This window comes from Stenotrophomonas sp. YJH_SMC_123, assembly GCF_059368215.1.
Map to the genome: position 1 here is coordinate 749,494 of NZ_JCAFRM010000001.1, position 16,015 is coordinate 765,508.

The window sequence follows — 16,015 nt, forward strand, 5'->3', positions numbered from 1 at the left end:
GCTCAGTCTTCAATCTCGCCACGGCGGCCTGCCGCGCGCACCGCCTGCGCGGTGGTGGCCACGCCGAGCCGTTGTCGCGCTCGCCGCAGGTGGTTCTCCACCGTGCGGGGAGACAGCCCCAGCGTGGCCGCGATCTCCGCCTGGCGCCGTCCAGCAGCGACCCAGCGCAGCACCTCGCGTTCGCGTGCGCTCAACGCGCCTGCGCGAACATCCGCGGGCGCCTCGGCGAACTGGCGCGCCGCACGGAAGGCTGACGTTCCGACCATTTCCAGCAGCAGGCGCGCGCTGGCGGATGCATCAATCGAGGTGCCGGCGAAACTGACCGCACCCTCCAGGCCGGTCGGGCCGAACACCGGCACCTGCAACCCATGCAGGCCATCGCCGCGCGGCTGCTTCACCACCTGATAGCGTTCGCCGCGCACGCCCTGGCGCTTGCTCCAGAAGAACGGCGCATTGTTGTCCAGTACATGGCGGTTGACCGGGCAGGCATGCAGGTAGCGGGCAAGTCCGGTATCGCTGCCGTCGCCGAACCAGTCACCCTCGATCCAGTACACGCGCTGCGCGTCGCGTTCCAGCCCGGTCCCGGTGGCAAACACCAGCAGTCGATCGTAGCCCAGGGGTGAGGCGGCGGCGCGCAGCACGCCGCCCACCGCGGGCAGTGACCGCGCCTGTTCCAGTTCCAGCAGCGCGGGCACCAGCGCAGGCATGGGCTCAGCGCCCCGCCAGTGCATCGAGCAGCGTACGTGCGGCCAGCTTGCCCAACGCGTTGCCGGCCAGCGGGCTGTCGCCGGTCAGCAGCAGGCGATCCTGCAGCACGCTGCCATCAATCCCCTCGTTGACGATCTGCACGCCCTGCTGCGCCAGGCGTTCACCGAAGAACCAACGCAGCTGCCCCGGCATGTAGCCGATCTCCGGTGTCTGCCGGTCCATTGCGTCGGGGAAGGCGCAGATGCGGTAACCACGGAACAGCGAGCCACCGTCGGCTTCGTCGACGCCCGCCGCCAGCAGCGCCGCCGGGCCATGGCAGAGCGTGATGATGTGGCGCTGCCCGGCCATGGCCCACTGCAGCGTGGCCTTCACCGCCGCGCTCTCCGGCAGGCCGATCAGTGCGCCGTGGCCACCGGGAATGAAGATGGCGGCATAGTCCGAATCGGCTCCCAGGCCAGCCACCACCTCGCCCAGTTGCAACGGCTGGCGGAAGCGCGCCTGGTAGCGTTCGTACAGTGCACCGATTTCGCGGTCCTCGCGCGGGAAGGCCCACCACTCGAACTTCACGGCGTTGCCGGACAGCGTCGCCACGTCGATGTCGAAGCCGGCCTTGTCCAGGTGGTACATCGGCAGCAGGGTTTCCACCGGATGGTTGCCGGTGGAGAACAGATGGCCATTGGCGGTCGGCAGATAACGCTCGTCGGCGGCGATCATCAGCACCTTCCAGCGGCCGTCGCGGCGTGCATCCGGATAGTCGGCCCCGGACAGGTCGCTCTGGGGCGAGGTGAACTGCGACAGCGAGTACGGCGACGGGAAGAAGGCATCGCGCTCGGCCGGATCGGGGCTGGGCTGGCGGCTGGGCTCTTGCGTGTTCATGCGGACCTCCGTTGGGGGAAAGTGAGCCCAGCATAGGAGGCCGCGTGCGCAGGCGCGATGAGGGATTCCCCTCAATGGACCACCACCCGGATGCTGCATCGCGCCACCGGCCCGGTTGGACAGCGGGATTATGTCGTGTTATCTAGCCGGTGCCGGGATAATCCCGGCATAACCACACAGCAAGCAAAGGAATGAAAATGAAAAGATTCGCCCGAGCATTGCGCGTCACTCTGAATATCCATCCGAACGAGAAGAGCAGTGTGTGGAATACCTGGCCGCTCTGGGTCGAGTTCTGATCCTGCGGGGCAACCCCGCGATTGAGCGGTAGCAAGACGAAGGGACTCGTCTTTCGAGTCCCTTCCTGCCGGAGACGCACTGCATGCAAGGGATGTCGAATGAAGGCAGCGCCATTGCTGCCGAGCGCCTGGCTGCGCGGGTGGAGCGCGAAGGACCGGTGCTGAAACTGGAAACCGGCGGTATCGGGGTGTTCTGCCCAGAGCTGGCCGGCAAGGTCGACAAGGAGAATTCCGAGCACCTGTTCGTGGTCGAGTCGCTGGCCGACCTGTTCCGCCGGCACGAACGCGTGCGCTGGACCGAAGTGCGCAGCCTGATCGCCACGCGCAGTGCTGAGCTTACCGGAGCGCAGACCCTGGAGGCGCTGCAGTCGCGCATGCGGCAGGCGTTGGACGCACTGTGCGGGCGCGAGCTGGATGCCACGCCAGCCGTGTGGAAGGTGATGGCGCATCCGCTGGTGCCACTGGTGATCGACGGGCTCGACGCGCGCGGTACCGAGGCCATCGAACGCGCCCTGCATCTGCGCTACACCACCCAGGTCGAGCAGGTCATCCATCGGCGTCATCTGCTGCGCAACTTCCTCATCGGTCGTGGCGAATCGCGGGCGATCGCCGCCGAACTCAGGCGCCGGGTCCGCAGCGGACGTTCGCCGCTGGACTACGCGCAGTCATTGTTGACCCTTCGCGAGCGCATCGGCCTGGACAAGGTCACCTACCTGGTCACCGTGCAACTGATCGCCATTTCCGGGGTGCCCGGCATGATGGCCGCCTGCCTGCTGCTGGCGATGCAGATGCATCCACACTGGCGCCAGCGCATCGAGGAGGAATTCGCGCCGCTCTCGGATGCGGAGATCCATGCGCTGCCGATGGCCAGGATTCCCTGCACGATGCGCTTCCTGAAGGAAGTGATGCGGCTGTATTCCACGCCCTTCAACAACCGTCGGGTGGCCGCCTGCGATCTGCAGGTGGAAGGGCAGGCCATCGCCGAGGGCACGGTGTTCGAGCTGAGCTCGTTCATCCAGCATCGCTCGGCGAAATACTGGGATGACCCGCTGCAGTTCGATCCCGATCGCTGGCTGCCCGAGCGGCGCAAGCGCACCGCCGGCATCTATGTGCCTTACGGCTTCCCCACGCGTTCCTGCGTGGGATCGGCGGTCGGCAATGCACAGCTGGTATTGCTGTGCGCGCTGCTGGCGCGCGAATTCCGTTTCACCCCCAGCGCCGACTACCGGCCCGAGGTGCGCATGGAAGGCTTCGCGATTCCCGCGGCGCTGCACGGCACGTTCTCGCGCCATACGGCCGGTGCCTGATCTGCAGGGGCGGGCGGCTTACTTTGCCGTACGCCCGTGTTCCTGCATGTCCTCATGCAGGATCCGCCGCAGCTCGACGATGGCCGGCGTGGCTTCCTGCACGCTGTGACCGGACACGATCACCTTCTCCGAAACGGCGTGTGGCAGGTGCGAGCTCCAGTAGGGCACCAGCCCGTCATCGGTTTTTTCCAGTGGGCCATCGGCCTTGGCGCGGGCGATGATCGAGTGGTAGTGCACCTTCGGTGACATCGGCAGGTCGGCCACGGCGCGGACGAACGGGTCGTCCTTGTCCAGGTTCTGGATGCTGTTCATCTGGTAGCCGTGCTTGCCATCGTTGCGATCGATCTGGCCGTCGTTGGCCAGCGTCGCCACGTCCTCCAGCACGGTCAGCGGCAGCCGTACCAGGCGGCCGATCCAGCGGCCGAGGCGGGTACCGGCCACGTCGGTGCCGCGATGCGGTGTGGCGATGAAAACCACCCGCGATACTTCCGGTTCCGGCAGGAAGGTCAGTACCGGCGCGCCCTTGGTGCGCAGCAGCTCGCGCTGGGCGGGCGTCATCTGCGCGGTGGCCAGCAGGGTGTCGACCAGGTGGTCGCCGGAGGAAGAGACCATCAACCGCGCGATCACCCCGCCCATGCTGTGCCCGACCAGCACCATGTCATGCGAGGCCTGCGCCTTGCCGCTGGGGTCGAAGTGCTTGAGCACTTCGGCCAGCGTGTGGCGCATCGCATCGTGGCTCATCGCGATGGGCATGTTGGTCGGGTAGTAGAACTGCCAGACCTGGAAGTCCTGGCGGATCTCGTCGTCGCGCATCAGTTCGTTGGCCACGTTCACCCAGGCCTCGGGACTGCTGGCCAGGCCATGGATCATCAACAGCACGCGGCGGTTCGGGTCGTAGGGCTGCATCATGTACAGATGCGGCGCGTCGATGCCGCCCTTGCCACCAAACAGCGAGCGCAGCGACTGGTGGCTGAAGTTGGAGCGCGCCAGCCACAGTGCGTAGCCCGCAGTGAAGTTGGCCGCCAACGGCACCTGCTGGCCGTGCAGGGTTACTTCCGAGACCTGGTAGGGATCGTGGATCTCCAGTTCCGGCTCGTCGTCGTGCAGCACTTCCCACAGGTTCTTTCCCGAGAAGCGCAGCAGCACCGTCATCGAAGGCGAGGGCATCTCGCTCCAGCTCTGCGCGGCCGGGGTGCTTGCCTGCGCGGCGGGCGTCGCTGCCGAAGGCGGGGTGGCCGTGCTGCCAGCCGGATCGTCCATCACCGCCACCAGCTCGGCACCGAAGCCATCGCGGCGATGCACGCTGCGCAGCGTGCCGGTGAACGACAGCGAGGCCGCCGGTACCAGCTCGGTGGGGGTGCGCGTGTCCAGCGGCGATGCTTCACCCGAAGGGGCCAGCACGAAGGTCCAGCGGCCCAGCTGGAAATGGCTGGCCTGGCTGTGCACGCGCCCGGTGGCGTACGCGTTGTACAGCTGCACCGAGGCTTCCTGCACAGCCAGGTTGTAGTAGTCGCGCACCTGGGTCTGGCGGTCCTCGAAACCACGCTGATTGGCGGTGCGCTCGGTGAAGAACAGATAGGCATAGGCCTGGCGCGCGACCTGCATCCACGCATCGAGGCGCGGCTGGAAGTCGGCATCCAGTTCGGTGATCGCGGTCTTGGCGCGGCCGGATGCCGAGTACTCGCGCTTCGGTGCCGGCAGGGTCATCGCATGCTGCAGCCACAACTCGGCCAGGCTGGAGCGCTTGTCTTCCTCGCGCACCACGATGCTGCTTTCCATGGCCTCGATGCAGGGCAGGCCGGGCTTGGCACAGACGCCCTCATCGAGCCCGGCCACGCGCAGGGTCTCGGTGGTCGCCGCGCTGAGCTTGCCGGAGGTGAGGATGTCACCGCGCTTGAGCGCGATGTACTGGCCGGGCGTGACCGAGGCGACCTGCACCGACGGTCCGAACTGGCGCAGCGTCGCGCAGCCCCCCAGGGTGAGCAGCACGGTGATGATGAGGGTCGTGCGGCCGATGAAGCCCATGCCCGTGGTAGCCATACGATGCTCCTGCGCGGTGGCGTCACTCTAGCGGCCAGCCTGTCAAAGCGGAATAGACCGAACGGTCGGTTTGGGCCTGGCCGCCGTGGGCGATTCAGCCATTCCCGTGTGACACTGCGGCGAATGGAAGGGACACGGTGATCGCGATGTCCTGGCTGGAAACCCGCATTCCCCCGCCCGTGGTGATGCTGCTGTGCGCCGCTGCGGGCTTTGCAGCACGCTGGCTGTGGCTGGGTTTCCACCTTCGGGTGCCGGTGCCGGTTCTGCTCGCAGGCGTGACGGTGACGCTGGGTGTCGTGCTCAATCTGCTACCCAAGCTGTCTTTCCAGCGCGCCGGTACCACCGTCAATCCTCTGCGACCTTCGGCGTCGAGCGCGCTGGTTACCAGCGGAATCTACCGCCGCACGCGCAATCCGATGTATCTGGGCCAGGCGTTGGTCCTGCTTGGCGCCATGGTGTACCTGCAGAACCTGATCGCGCTGCTGGTGGTGCCGCTGTTCCTGGTGTACATCACCCGGCTGCAGATCCTGCCGGAGGAGCGGGCACTGATGGCCCGCTTTCCCGAGGCGTACGCGCAATACCGTCATCGCGTGCCGCGCTGGCTGTAGCGTCGCCTACGCCATCAGCGGCTGATCTGGCACTTCACCGCAGCCGAATAGCCCTCGTAGTCGTCGCCCGCGATCACGTGCAGGGTGTGGCGCTTGTCGATGCGCTTCACGTACGACGGCTCTTCGGTGTTGGCATGCTCGTTGACCTCGGTCACCGACCAGGCCTTGGCCAGGCGCTTGGAATCGACGCCGTTCAAGTACACGAAGAGGCTCTTCTCGCCTTCGGCCACGTTTACATCGGCACTGGTGACCGTGCCGCCAAACAGCGCGACCGGCTTGTCCTCCGGCTCGAAGGTGCCGCCCGGTTTCTTGGCCAGGCCGGCGGCCTGCAGCGCATCGATGGCGTCGGCCGCACTGAAGTTCGAGCCGGCCTTGCAGGCCAGCAGCGCTTCCAGCGTGGCGGTGCCGGGGGGCGCGATGGCCGGCGCCGCAGCGTGCGTGGCTGAGGCTGCGGCGAGGGTGGTGAGGAGCAGGACGAGCGTGGTTGTGGCGGTTTTCATTGCAGATCCTTCTGGCGGCAGCAGGCCGGGGCAATGCAGCGATGGAGCGAAAGCTCCATCCCGATTATGCCCCACGCTTCCCGCACGACGAGCAGGCACAAAAAAGCCGGAACCCCCTCGACGGGAGATCCGGCTTCTTGCGGCCTCGACAGGCCATACAGATGGTGGAGGTGGGCGGAATTGAACCGCCGTCCGAAGGCACTCCATCCCCAGCACTACATGCTTAGCTCACCGTTGGATCTCGTCCCCGAACAGCACGGTGCGCAAAGCGCATCCGGGAACCAGCCTGTTGTGTTCTAGTGCCGGACTGACAGGCAGCCATCCAGCGCGATTCCATGATAGTGACTCTACACCGCGAGCATGGACACAAGCGGTTTCGAGGCTTAGGCCTTAAGCGGCCAGAGCGTAGTTGTCGTCGTTGGCAACTAGAGTTTTGCAGCTGGATTTACGAGGAAAGCTACCCCCTCGGCATGCGCCAGGCGACTTCACAACCCCCGTCGAAACCAATGCACCCCCGGTTTCTTCAAGTATTGCAAGGCTTTTGGGGTCAATGCTGGCAAAAAGCTGGCACTGACCCTGCCCAACGACCCGAATACTACGGCAATCTTCCTGAACAGTCACGCTCGCCCCCTCCCAAGGCGCGCTATCCGCTGGGACGATCGACAGTGACGGTAGTCAAGCCCTGAGATATGCTCACGAAATCGTTCAGCAAGGGATGCTGAAGGGGGATCGATGCTGCAGTTTGGCACCTTGGTGAATTCGCTGGGCTTGGCTGGCACCGGCATTAATGATGCCGTTAGGGCGGTTGTCCGGACATCGTCGGGCGATGTCGAGGCCTATGTGAAGAGGCTGGCTAGCTCCCGGGAGGTCCTGGTGGAGGTCGCCTGCGCGGTTATCGCTCGCCAATTGGATCTCCCAGTACCCCAGCCGTTGCTTGTGTACGTCCCAGAGCATATGGGGGGGGCGTACGTGGCCTACGGCAGCGTGGCCGCGGGGAATGGGGATCTGTCTGCCTTCATAGAAGCCGGGCAGCTTCAGGCGATACTTGATCAATTGCGTGCCTGGCCTGGTCTGATCAAGGCTGCCTGCTTTGACGAGTGGATCGCAAACTGCGATCGACATGAGCGCAACATCCTCTATAGCGGCACCGGCGAGTTCTGGCTGATCGACCACGGCTTGGCCGTGAACGCCACGCTCCCTGTGGATAAATTGGCGCCGCAGAACATCCTTTTTGACGTGGCGGTACGCGGCAGAGCGGAGAACGAGCTGCTCCGAATTCGGCCGGTTGCTTTAGGCGTAATGGAGGCGTTTCAGGAGAAGCCGACCTCTCAGAGCGATCTTGGCCTGCCCGCGGGACTATGGCCTGACGAAGAGGCAGATTCGGTCCTCGTGTGGCTTGCGTCCAGACAGGCGCATCTGATGCGACTGGCTAGCGAGAGAATTCCGGCAATGCAGAGCGAGATGTTCGATGGCCATCACCGCTGACTTCCGGATGTTCCCACCTGCTCCTAACGTCCAAGCGATCTGGGCGCCCTTGTACATCGAGCCGATGCACGGAAGCGGAGAGCGAATTGTGATTGCCACTGCCGCCGTGGATGGTAGTGGCGCTTTCCACGTTCAAGCCACGCTGTCGGGTCGAGTTCTGCAGTGCATGTACGGCGACAGGGCAGAAGTGCTCGACGGACTAATAGATTTGGCCATTGATGTCCTTCAAGCCTACCTGGCCACCGGCGGAGCGCTGGACAGTTGGGTGCCGCCTTTCCGATCCTGTCATTTGGGGCCTTGCCGCACCGCAATGGGAGCTGACCTCGAGCAGATCGCCCGCAGCGGAGCGATCTTGACTTCGAGCTTGGCAGCGAAGTTGGCGAACAGCAGCGTCGAGCAGACCTCGGAGTCGGTTGGAACTGGGCTAGATATTGATAGGTGGGTTCAGCAGATTCGCGATCGGGTTTGCGGCCAGAGTCCGCACCTGGATGTACGCTTCAACGGCGAGGTCGTCGTTCGGAAAGGGGCCGCCCCTACGAGAATCGGATACTTGGGGGAACGAATTGCCGCCAATTTTGACATGCTGATTCCAGGATCAAATCTCTCTACCAGGCGCATCCGATCGAAATCCCGCTTGGTGGATCTGCAGATTCTGAAAGATCAGTTGGATGTCCTTGCGCCAAGGACTACCTATGAGCTTCTGCTTTGGATTCCGGAGAAGGACTCGCCGGGCTTCTCACAAAGGCAACTGGATGCCGCCCATGGCGCTCTGTCGGAACTTGAGGCATTCGCCGATGAGCATTCGCTCATGGTGCGTCCCTACAGTCGCGCCGAAGATGCGGCACATCGCATTCTGAAGGCGGAACTCGTTTAAAGCCCGCATCTGGCATCCATCGTTTGACCTAGGTCCCCAATGCCCAGACTGCAGCGGCTTTGGCGCCGGCATCGGGGACTATCGAAGGGATCCATCGGCCGTACTTCTTGGCGGTGATCGTCCAGTCGCGGTGTCCCATCTGCTTCGCCACCCACATGACGTTCTCGCCCGCGCTGAGCGCTTGGGAGGCAAAGGTGTGGCGCATCTGGTAGGGGTACCGGTACCGGACGCCAGCCTTGCGCAGAGCGCGCTGCCATTCGCCGGCGCGGATGCTCTGATCCGACCGCGGGGAGCCATCTTCGACAGCAGCGCGCCAGTCCAATGCGGCAGCTGTGGTGCCGCCCCGACCGGCCTGTTCCCGCGCGGCGCACAGATCCAGTGCTGCAGCTGCGGGGCATCCTCAGCCGTGTTCGTTGGCCACGATCCTGCCGGTGCTCTGGCCGCGGCGCTGGATGTCTGGTGCCGTCGCTCACCAGTTCTTCCGTCGCCGGCGGACGACAGTGCAGGCCAGCGGCGCCGTGGCGCAGCCCCGGATGGATTCGACGACGAGGGCAATGGTGACGTCCTCGAGCTGCTATCGCGTCTGCTGGTCGGCGGGAGCTACCGCATGCCAGTGGAGGGGCGCAGCGCCTTGGCGCCGCTGGGCAGTAGCGACATCGCCGGCGCGGTCGGCTATATGCGCAATCCGCTGGAGTAGCACACCGCGCTCGCCGTAGCGACGCGGATGGGCCCCGCCCCGATCGCAAGGCTATCCCTCGCTGCCTACCGTCAGGTGGCCAAGGCGTGCGTGCAATGCGGCCGCGGCCGCTGGACCTGGGCAAGCCCGCTGATCGCTGGCGCCTTCGTCTGGTGATCTACGACGCGGCGCACGAGCTGGTGTGGCCAGAGCGGCGTCAGTCGTTCGCCGGCCTGGCCAAGTCCGCGAAGATGCGCAAGGGCAACTACATCAAGGGCCACAAGTTCGCCAGCGCTGTCCTGCAGGAAGCGCTTCACGGTGGCAGGACGGGATTTCGGAAGGCGCTGTGGAGCGCCCAGAGCTCGCGATACTCAGTGCTTGAGGGTGAGATGGTCGGCAGTTGCTGCGATGGCCTGAGTATGCAGGGTGTGAAACTCCGTCATCATTGCGGTGATCTTCTCTTGTGCTTCCTTCCATCGCTCAAGGCTTACGGGATCTGAGTCCTGCCCGAGCAGGCCAATCGGAACCTCGACGGCGCTCGCCTGCACAGCGACGCGCATAGCAACTCCTGCCATGTGCCGAACCAAAATGCCGCTGGGTCGCCCAAACAGATAGCGAAACGTCGGCTCCAACGCCAAGATTGCGTCCGCATCTTGCATCTGCCGTTTGCCCCGAAACGAGGTTGCGAGGCGCCTGAGCTCTTCGTGGGCCGCGAATCGGCGATCGAACATATCGAGTTTCAGTTTGTGACGCGCCGTCCTCCACTGCTGGAAGGCAATGTAAGCCACTGTCGTAGCGAGCGCCAACTGACCGAAGGCGGTCACCGCCTTCATCTGCAAATCCGTCAAGCCGAGAACCGTCTCAACCATTGCGACACCCTCCCTGTATTGGCCGGCATTGTCGCATTTGTTAAGGTTTGTTAGGGGCGAATCGCGTCTCGTGGTCCATGGAGAAGTAAGGTGAAAAGGGATGAGTATGTGTTGGCAGTTCTGGAGCGCGCGGACAGACTAGCCGCAGCCTATGGGGCTGCGCGTAAGGTCGTTCACGACAGCTCGGGGCAGCTGACTGACGCTATTGGCGCAAGGGATCTTAGGTCCGTCAAAGCGATCGCGGCATCTGCAATTTCCGCTTTCGAGACTGCCGAGGAACCGTATAAGTGGCTCGCCGCTCAGCTGGATCATATCCAGCAGCTGTGCGGTGCTCTGCCCAGGGAAGACGCACTGGTTGTTCTGAAGGTCTTTCACGCAATGCATGCCAGCGCCGATGGCCTGCTGCGGTACGCAGATGCAGCTGAGCGTATGGATGCCAACCTTGGCAGTGGACACGCGACCTCCCAAGACAGGGCCTTTCGCACGCTGCTTGATAGCAACATGAATGTGCTGATTAAGCGCTTGGCTGGGCAGCCCGAAGACGGGCTCGCTCTTAATGGCATTGCGGGATGGGCGGTAAGTAATCTGAGGGCGTCGCTGCCGATGATTCAGGCTGTCGACGCGGACGGCGGGCATTCACCTGGCTGACCTCACTTGTTCCTCATGAGGGAGATTTCTTCCTCATGAGGAACCGCAGTTGCCTCGGGCACCGAAAGTAGGTTTGAACTCCTACAAGCTCGCGTGGCTCATAACCACGAGGTCGGCGGTTCGAATCCACCTCCCGCTACCAAATGGCCGGTAGTCATGGCCACCACTCAAGCCAGCACATAGGCCGTCGTGAGACGCGCCGCTGGTGTCCGCGCGACCTTGCAACCGCGGTAGTGGTGGGCCATGCCGGCCTCCTTTCACTGGGGGAACTGCGGTGAGCATCAAAGAACAGATCACAACGGACTGGCGGTCGCAGGTTCGAAGATCGGGGCGGCAGCCAGCGCCACCGCAGCGACCTACTCGCCGGGCTACACGTTGAGCGACTGGGCGCTGACCGGCGCGATCGTGTTCACCGTCGTCCAGATGTTCACCGTCAGGTTGAAGAACTGGGGCGACTGGTCCGCTTGGTGGTCCGCGCGCATGGGCAATGCCAAGCGCCTCTGGACGTGGATCCGCCGCCGTGGCTGACAGCACGCCCAACACCAAGCAGCGGATCGGCTTCGCCGCCGCACCGCTGGCGCTGATCGGCGCGTTGGTGGCCGCCCTTGCCACGAACGGCTCGGCGCACGAAGGACGCCGCTTCACGCCGTACTACGACTCGGCCGGCATCCTGACTGTCTGCGCAAGCGTCACGGGCCCGGCGGTGATGGACGGCAAGCGTTACACCGACGACGAGTGCACCCGGGTGGGGCACATCTTTCCGAAGTTGCTGGAGATGTACGACCAGCTGACCCGCGACCAGCACGCGCTGGTGCGGACCTCGATCGTGCTCGTGGCGGCGCTGCGGAGGCGGCTGGGCCTGCCGCACCTGTAAGGTCCATGGGGCCGCCACGGCGGCCCCTTCCTAGAAGCCTCTTTCAATCGAGGCGTGAGTTAAAAGGCCTCCCTGACGAGGAGGCCTTGGCAAACGGTTCATGCTTTAGCGCGAACTCAGGTAACTAGCGCGAGTTCTCGGCCGCCTTACACCTGGCAGGTCACGGCTGATTCGACAGACTTTGCGAAGACACCATCAGCATCATAGAGCTTCGTCCTTACTGTATGCGTCGCGTTTGCGCCGACGTTGCCACATGTAAAGTTCCATGACAGCTTTCCATCGGCGAGTGTGACCGGAAGGCCTTTCGCGCCGTTGCAGGTGTTGCCCGGTGCGCACTTAACAATCTCCACATCCGCCTTCATTGCTCCCTGCGGATAACCCACATAGGTGAACGCCACAGGTACTTTGCCGGGGGACTTGCCTGCAGCCGGACCTACCGATGTAATGGCAAAAGGTGTGCAGGCCTTCCCCTCTCTGTACATGCGATAGCCCTTTTCGATACCTCTCATCGAAATGGTACGGAACTCTGTGGTCTGAAGTAGTGCAGCGTCTTCGGCGTTGCTATGGAAGCCCACCTCAACCAACACGGTCTCCATATCCGCCTCTCGGACCTCCCCGTAGCCCACTCCATCATTGGGACCTGAGCGGATGGGGAATGTTGGGTAATCAGGGCGCTGTTTGATTTGCTCCTGCACGTAGCACTTGACGCTCTCGGCAAGCGCTACAGATTTTGGATCGTTGAGATTCGTGAAGACAGACAGCCCTCGTGCTGACGGGTTCGTGTCGCTACCATCCGTGTGGATGGAGATCATTGTTTCAGCGTTTAGGAAGTTTGCAAAATTTGGGCGAACAGCAATATCGTCATCATACTCACGGAGGTCTGCACGGTTCGGTTTTCCATTAGGATACTGATTCCACATCCCGGTTTCATTGGGATAGAGCCTGGCCAAGTAATAGCGTGCAGCGAGCTCTGCCCATTTCAAGCCGCTGTTAGGATCAATCGCAGTGTTGCCAATGTCTCGAGTCTGACGTATTGACGTGGCATGCGTCGGGCTCCTCAATGTCAGAAGGCTCTGCAGCATCGAGGTGTAGCCCGGGGTAATAGTGTCCTCATGGACGACAGTGGAGTTCACATAGAGCGGGCGCTGATACTCCCATTTGTTACTGCCGTAGTGAAAGTATTTTCCGTGCGATGGACTGAGCACGACTAAGCCATCTACTGGGGTAGTCAGTTGTGAAGTGGCGCGTGCCCTCTGCTTGGACTTGTAGCGAGGAGGATAAATCTCATCCAGGCGCTTGCCATCGACCCTGATGACGACGGCCTTGAACTCTACGATGCCTGTAAGAAGATCCACGACATGGTTCTGAATATCCCTAATGAGTTGCCCAAGGTCCTCCCCCATTTCGCTTCGGCCCTTGGGTAGAAAGGCACCATCAAGATCCACATAAATCCACTGGCGCGACGGATCTGGGGTGATCCGAGCCAGTATATTCTTGCCTTGTCCATCGATTCGCTTCTGGGCATTGACGAACCGCTGCACATCATTCTGAATCTCTGACGTGACAAGCAGCTTATTCTGATCCGATAGCATCGGGACGGCCTCGGGATCCTGTTGCGCACCTGCTGTGTAGGTGCTGCCCAAGGTCAGTCCGACCGAAAGAGCCAAAATTCCCCACTTCCTATCCATTCTCATGCGCTACAACTCCCTATTGGAAAAGGTAATCAGGTTTCGTGCAGAACGTGTTCTTTTGTCGATGCCTCCGCTTGGGTTTGCAGCTGCATAAGGCTGCGCCCACGTTCTCAAGTGCGCTATCGGAGTCTATGCCTCTTACTCGTAGGAAAAACCCTATAGCAGTCACAGGATTAGGAATGCGGCTCGACAGAGGTGTGGTGGTCGGTGACCTGGCTGTGGTCGCATTGGCGAGAGCGAGGAGGCTGGCACTGGACTACCTGATCGGCCAGCTGCCGGGCGCCAGCTCGGGGGCGCGATCTGAAGGAGTTAATACCGCTGCTTTGGCGATTTGCACGCACCGCCGACTTAAACTATTCGTCAGATCGTTCAGGCAAACTTGTGACAGGATCTAGGGGAACTGAAGATGCGGGAAGCTCTTTTCCTGGCGACCGTCAAGGCCGCGCCGGCGGCCAGTGCAGCGGCGAGCGCTGGCGACGACTGGAAGTGGCTGGTGCCGGTGGCCACGCTGATTCTCGGCTTCGGTCTGAAATGGCTCCAGGACCACCTGACGGAAAAAGGTCGCCGGAGGCACGCGAAGGAGTTACGGCGAGAGCAACGCTACGACGCCCTACGCATGCGGCGCATAGATGCTGAGCGCGCGAACCTCATCTCCGTTCAACCCCTATTGCTGAAGCTCATGCGGACGGCGGCAGTTGTTCACCTCGAGGACATCAAAGCGTACGACAGGACCGGCGAGTGGGGGACGTACAAGTTACCTCCTCAGGTTGCGGAGGATTTCAGGCTCGCTATAGCCGAGGTCGTGCCGATTCACGCGAGAATTCACACGCGCACTGTTTATGAACAGCTCTCTGAGTACCGGGAGCTGCTGTATCAAGTGACCAACTCGGTGGCGAAAGCCGAAGCGCGAGCTTTATGGGAGCAGGTGCACCCGATCTATGACCGCCTGCACATAGCTCTGGGTGATGAGATAAGGAAGCTGGAAGACGAGAACCTGCAGCTCGGAGATCCATCGGCGCGCTGACGACGGCAACGGTCAACATCGAATGTTGACTAAGAAGTTGACCAAACGCTGCCAATCGATGGCCATTTCTGCACATCCGGCAGGCGTGAACGAAAAAGTCCATAACGCTAAAGCATTGATGGGCCGCGTTATTCTGGTGTTTGCGAAACCGGCGCCGATGGCGCCACGGGGAGAATGTACCTCCGGTTTCTACAGCGCTGCAAGGTACAGGGCCGATAGGGCTGGGCCCAGCTCAAAGCCCGCCCGCCTCCGGCCATTCGGGCGGGGGGAAGGTCGTGGCCAGAAGCACCAGCTCCTGGTTGCTCGATACCCCGAGCTTTTTCATGGCGCTGATCTTCTGCGCGCTGATGGTCTTCTTACTCCGCTGCAGCAGCGTTGCGATGGCGGTGACGTTCATGCCGGAAAGATAGAGTCGAAGGACCTGCTGCTCGCAGGTGGACAGGGCACCGGTGCCGACGATCACTGGACGCTGGTTGTCGGCAGCAGCGGGAGCGCCGCCCTTGAGCGTGTCGATCACGCCCCGGATGAGGGTGTTGATGGGGCAGGTCTTGTCCTGCACGAGGTGGGCACCCGCACGAAGAATGCGCCGGTGCAGCGCGTCGCTCGGTTGCGATGTAATGGCGATGATGCGGGTGCTCGGCGACAAGCGGCCGATATCCGCGATCGGTGCGTGGCCGGGGTGCGTGCTGCCTTCCACCTGCAGGGTAGCCGGTGATGACCACGTCGGGTTGCTGCTGTTCCACCAGTTCCAGCAGGACGGTGCGACGGGTGGTCTGGCCGGTCACCACAACCTGCGGAAGCACCCGCAGCGAGCTCACCATGCCGAGCACGAAGATGGCATGCTCGTCCGCCACCACCACGGTCTTGCCGGTCGCAGCGGTCTGGGAGCCCGTACCCTGCAACCGTTCACCCCGATGCAGCGCGCGCAGCACGGGGGCGCAGCAGCCACGAGAACACGCCATATCCGGCAGGGCGCGCCGGTGGCGTTGTGCCGACAAACGCCGGCCACGCTTTCCTGGCCTGTTTCAGGCCGTGCAGTGCGAGCTGTACATCCTGCAGTCGCATCTGCGTGCGGCGCGCAATGTCGTGCGCACTGGCACCCTTTTCCAGCATCGGCGCGGCCCGGTCCAGGAAACGCTGGAGCTCCAGTGGAAGCGCGGCCTTCTTGGCCTTGATCAGCATGAACACCGTGTCCGGATTGGATAGCGGGCCCGTCACCGGGTCTGTCGCTGAAACGGTCGGCTGTCGGCGCGGAAACAGCTGCAGCAGGTCCAGATGCAGGGCCTGCGTCGCGTAGATCGGCTTCTGTTCGAAACTGAAACTGCAGCGGTGCCTGGAGAACCACCGGGCAAGTTTGAAGATCCGGTCCTTGCCCTCGATGTTCTGCTCAATGGAGAACGATGCGACCAGTCCCGCGGCCACATGCAGGTTCAGGGTTTTTCCCTGGATCGGGCCGAGCGAAAGCACGCCCGACCGTGCGCCAATCAGCGCGATGATGTCTTCCAGGTCGATGCCGTCCAGGTCGCCATGAAACGCCAT

Annotated in this window: 17 protein-coding genes and 1 other RNA gene; 8 read left to right on the forward strand and 10 right to left on the reverse strand. The window is 62.8% G+C overall.

Going from position 1 to position 16,015, the window contains the following annotated elements; all coding sequences use genetic code 11:
• Positions 1-2 precede the first annotated feature (2 nt).
• Entirely contained in the window at positions 3-707 is a 705-nt protein-coding gene (locus tag AC5P5W_RS03555) for a PA1136 family autoinducer-binding transcriptional regulator (protein ID WP_197574312.1), read from the reverse strand.
• 4 nt (positions 708-711) lie between these two features.
• Entirely contained in the window at positions 712-1,584 is an 873-nt protein-coding gene (gene hchA, locus AC5P5W_RS03560; protein WP_197574313.1) for a glyoxalase III HchA, read from the reverse strand.
• 379 nt (positions 1,585-1,963) lie between these two features.
• On the opposite strand from hchA, the gene AC5P5W_RS03565 reads away from it, so the two are divergent.
• Entirely contained in the window at positions 1,964-3,187 is a 1,224-nt protein-coding gene (locus AC5P5W_RS03565; RefSeq protein ID WP_238381426.1) for a cytochrome P450, read from the forward strand.
• An 18-nt stretch (positions 3,188-3,205) separates the two neighbouring features.
• On the opposite strand, the gene AC5P5W_RS03570 is transcribed toward AC5P5W_RS03565, so the two are convergent.
• The gene (locus tag AC5P5W_RS03570) at positions 3,206-5,227 is read right to left on the reverse strand and encodes an esterase/lipase family protein (RefSeq protein ID WP_049439207.1); all 2,022 of its coding nucleotides are present in this window, start codon (positions 5,225-5,227) and stop codon (positions 3,206-3,208) included.
• 146 nt (positions 5,228-5,373) lie between these two features.
• On the opposite strand from AC5P5W_RS03570, the gene AC5P5W_RS03575 reads away from it, so the two are divergent.
• Positions 5,374-5,835: an isoprenylcysteine carboxylmethyltransferase family protein gene (locus AC5P5W_RS03575; RefSeq protein ID WP_197574319.1), complete on the forward strand. Its 462-nt coding sequence runs from the start codon at positions 5,374-5,376 to the stop codon at positions 5,833-5,835.
• 14 nt (positions 5,836-5,849) lie between these two features.
• Here the strand turns inward: AC5P5W_RS03575 and AC5P5W_RS03580 are convergent, their stop codons facing one another.
• Positions 5,850-6,335, reverse strand: coding sequence for a hypothetical protein (locus AC5P5W_RS03580; RefSeq protein ID WP_032959123.1), 486 nt, complete (start codon positions 6,333-6,335; stop codon positions 5,850-5,852).
• A gap of 162 nt (positions 6,336-6,497) precedes the next feature.
• Positions 6,498-6,851, reverse strand: a transfer-messenger RNA (tmRNA) gene (gene ssrA / locus AC5P5W_RS03585).
• A 216-nt stretch (positions 6,852-7,067) separates the two neighbouring features.
• On the opposite strand from ssrA, the gene AC5P5W_RS03590 reads away from it, so the two are divergent.
• Both AC5P5W_RS03590 and AC5P5W_RS03595 read left to right on the forward strand, forming a co-directional pair.
• Positions 7,068-7,820, forward strand: coding sequence for a HipA family kinase (locus AC5P5W_RS03590; protein ID WP_111206234.1), 753 nt, complete (start codon positions 7,068-7,070; stop codon positions 7,818-7,820).
• On the forward strand, positions 7,804-8,694 hold the full coding sequence (locus AC5P5W_RS03595) for a hypothetical protein (protein WP_111206235.1): 891 nt from the start codon (positions 7,804-7,806) through the stop codon (positions 8,692-8,694). The genes AC5P5W_RS03590 and AC5P5W_RS03595 overlap by 17 nt, the downstream gene beginning before the upstream one ends.
• 28 nt (positions 8,695-8,722) lie before the next feature.
• Here AC5P5W_RS03595 and AC5P5W_RS03600 read toward each other — a convergent pair whose 3' ends face one another.
• Both AC5P5W_RS03600 and AC5P5W_RS03605 read right to left on the reverse strand, forming a co-directional pair.
• Positions 8,723-9,016 (reverse strand): tyrosine-type recombinase/integrase, encoded by a 294-nt coding sequence (locus tag AC5P5W_RS03600; protein WP_229653749.1) that lies wholly within the window; start codon positions 9,014-9,016, stop codon positions 8,723-8,725.
• A 725-nt stretch (positions 9,017-9,741) separates the two neighbouring features.
• Complete coding sequence (locus AC5P5W_RS03605) at positions 9,742-10,239, reverse strand: hypothetical protein (RefSeq protein WP_111206236.1); 498 nt, start codon at positions 10,237-10,239, stop codon at positions 9,742-9,744.
• A 90-nt stretch (positions 10,240-10,329) separates the two neighbouring features.
• On the opposite strand from AC5P5W_RS03605, the gene AC5P5W_RS03610 reads away from it, so the two are divergent.
• The 3 genes from AC5P5W_RS03610 to AC5P5W_RS03620 all read left to right on the forward strand — a co-directional run bounded on the left by AC5P5W_RS03610 (position 10,330) and on the right by AC5P5W_RS03620 (position 11,761).
• The gene (locus AC5P5W_RS03610; RefSeq protein WP_197574314.1) at positions 10,330-10,887 is read left to right on the forward strand and encodes a hypothetical protein; all 558 of its coding nucleotides are present in this window, start codon (positions 10,330-10,332) and stop codon (positions 10,885-10,887) included.
• Between the two features lie 243 nt (positions 10,888-11,130).
• Positions 11,131-11,415: a hypothetical protein gene (locus tag AC5P5W_RS03615; protein WP_495220836.1), complete on the forward strand. Its 285-nt coding sequence runs from the start codon at positions 11,131-11,133 to the stop codon at positions 11,413-11,415.
• Positions 11,408-11,761: a glycoside hydrolase family protein gene (locus tag AC5P5W_RS03620; protein ID WP_495220837.1), complete on the forward strand. Its 354-nt coding sequence runs from the start codon at positions 11,408-11,410 to the stop codon at positions 11,759-11,761. Before AC5P5W_RS03615 ends, AC5P5W_RS03620 begins: the two co-directional genes overlap by 8 nt.
• 146 nt (positions 11,762-11,907) lie before the next feature.
• Here AC5P5W_RS03620 and AC5P5W_RS03625 read toward each other — a convergent pair whose 3' ends face one another.
• Positions 11,908-13,455: an N-acetylmuramoyl-L-alanine amidase gene (locus AC5P5W_RS03625; RefSeq protein WP_197574315.1), complete on the reverse strand. Its 1,548-nt coding sequence runs from the start codon at positions 13,453-13,455 to the stop codon at positions 11,908-11,910.
• Positions 13,456-13,858: 403 nt separating this feature from the next.
• On the opposite strand from AC5P5W_RS03625, the gene AC5P5W_RS03630 reads away from it, so the two are divergent.
• Positions 13,859-14,476, forward strand: coding sequence for a hypothetical protein (locus AC5P5W_RS03630; protein ID WP_111206238.1), 618 nt, complete (start codon positions 13,859-13,861; stop codon positions 14,474-14,476).
• A 232-nt stretch (positions 14,477-14,708) separates the two neighbouring features.
• On the opposite strand, the gene AC5P5W_RS03635 is transcribed toward AC5P5W_RS03630, so the two are convergent.
• Positions 14,709-15,173 carry a LuxR C-terminal-related transcriptional regulator gene (locus AC5P5W_RS03635; protein WP_197574316.1) on the reverse strand — a complete coding sequence of 155 codons (465 nt, stop codon included), beginning with the start codon at positions 15,171-15,173 and terminating at the stop codon, positions 14,709-14,711.
• A gap of 209 nt (positions 15,174-15,382) precedes the next feature.
• Entirely contained in the window at positions 15,383-16,015 is a 633-nt protein-coding gene (locus AC5P5W_RS03640) for a DUF4388 domain-containing protein (RefSeq protein WP_197574317.1), read from the reverse strand.

Coding starts and splice junctions, on each gene's coding strand:
- AC5P5W_RS03555 (WP_197574312.1), bottom strand. CDS start 707: ATGCCTGCGCTGGTGCCCGCGCTGCTGGAACTGGAACAGGCGCGGTCA.
- hchA (WP_197574313.1), bottom strand. CDS start 1,584: ATGAACACGCAAGAGCCCAGCCGCCAGCCCAGCCCCGATCCGGCCGAG.
- AC5P5W_RS03565 (WP_238381426.1), top strand. CDS start 1,964: ATGCAAGGGATGTCGAATGAAGGCAGCGCCATTGCTGCCGAGCGCCTG.
- AC5P5W_RS03570 (WP_049439207.1), bottom strand. CDS start 5,227: ATGGCTACCACGGGCATGGGCTTCATCGGCCGCACGACCCTCATCATC.
- AC5P5W_RS03575 (WP_197574319.1), top strand. CDS start 5,374: ATGTCCTGGCTGGAAACCCGCATTCCCCCGCCCGTGGTGATGCTGCTG.
- AC5P5W_RS03580 (WP_032959123.1), bottom strand. CDS start 6,335: ATGAAAACCGCCACAACCACGCTCGTCCTGCTCCTCACCACCCTCGCC.
- AC5P5W_RS03590 (WP_111206234.1), top strand. CDS start 7,068: ATGCTGCAGTTTGGCACCTTGGTGAATTCGCTGGGCTTGGCTGGCACC.
- AC5P5W_RS03595 (WP_111206235.1), top strand. CDS start 7,804: ATGGCCATCACCGCTGACTTCCGGATGTTCCCACCTGCTCCTAACGTC.
- AC5P5W_RS03605 (WP_111206236.1), bottom strand. CDS start 10,239: ATGGTTGAGACGGTTCTCGGCTTGACGGATTTGCAGATGAAGGCGGTG.
- AC5P5W_RS03615 (WP_495220836.1), top strand. CDS start 11,131: ATGCCGGCCTCCTTTCACTGGGGGAACTGCGGTGAGCATCAAAGAACA.
- AC5P5W_RS03625 (WP_197574315.1), bottom strand. CDS start 13,455: ATGAGAATGGATAGGAAGTGGGGAATTTTGGCTCTTTCGGTCGGACTG.
- AC5P5W_RS03630 (WP_111206238.1), top strand. CDS start 13,859: ATGCGGGAAGCTCTTTTCCTGGCGACCGTCAAGGCCGCGCCGGCGGCC.
- AC5P5W_RS03640 (WP_197574317.1), bottom strand. CDS start 16,015: ATGGCGTTTCATGGCGACCTGGACGGCATCGACCTGGAAGACATCATC.